This is a genomic window from Vibrio sp. 1249-1 (assembly GCF_033340495.1).
Genome location: NZ_JAWOWJ010000320.1, coordinates 1 through 841, shown reverse-complemented (window position 1 = coordinate 841; position 841 = coordinate 1). Strand labels below are relative to the sequence as shown.

1 protein-coding gene is annotated in these 841 nt (G+C 46.3%); it reads right to left on the bottom strand.

Features of this window, described 5'->3' with window-relative positions:
- Positions 1-116: 116 nt before the first annotated feature.
- Entirely contained in the window at positions 117-809 is a 693-nt protein-coding gene (locus R7Z50_RS26115; protein WP_005480817.1) for an electron transport complex subunit E, read from the bottom strand.
- Positions 810-841 lie beyond the last annotated feature (32 nt).

Genomic DNA, 841 nt, shown 5'->3' with positions numbered 1-841 from the left:
ATCGTTCAAGAATTTCTATTCTTTTTTCTTTGTTCATTGCTGACTTCCAAACCCGTCTTTGCGGTTTATGAAAAAGGCCCTACGAGTGGTAGAGCCTTGATTTTAGGTTTCTTATATTATGCGTTAGTTACGCGAGCACGCTCAATGGCCGGTTTTTCTTCTTTCGGCTGACGAGCCTGAATTGAGCTGTCGATAACATTTTTCAACGCAATCAAAAGTCCTACACCGATGAAAGCACCTGGTGGTAATAGTGCTAATAAGAAGCTGCTATCAAATTGGAATACTTGAATGCGCAGCGCTGCAGCCCAGTCACCCAATAGCAAGTCTGCACCGTCAAACAATGTGCCGTTGCCGATAAGCTCGCGCATTGAGCCCAACACAACTAGCACACTGGTCATGCCCAGTCCCATCCATAAGCCGTCCAATGCGGCAGGAAGCACATCATTTTTTGAAGCGTAAGCTTCGGCGCGACCGATGATGATACAGTTAGTTACGATCAACGGGATAAAGATACCCAGTGATAGGTACAATCCGTAAGCGTAAGCATTCATTAGTAGCTGGACGCAGGTTACGAGTGACGCAATGATCATAACGAAAACCGGAATTCGGATCTCTTTAGGAACATAGTTACGGATCAGTGAAACCGTTACGTTAGACCCCACTAGTACCAGTAATGTGGCAATACCAAGACCCAGCGCGTTGGTGATCGTCGATGAAACGGCGAGTAGAGGACATAAACCGAGCAGCTGAACCAATGCTGGGTTGTTGCTCCACATGCCGTTCTTCATCAATTGTTTGTTTTCGCTCATTGATTGTCTTCTGCGCAGTTTAGTGGCTGGCT

Bases quoted from the DNA above. Each gene is read 5' to 3' on its own strand.
- R7Z50_RS26115 (WP_005480817.1), bottom strand. From the start codon at position 809: ATGAGCGAAAACAAACAATTGATGAAGAACGGCATGTGGAGCAACAAC.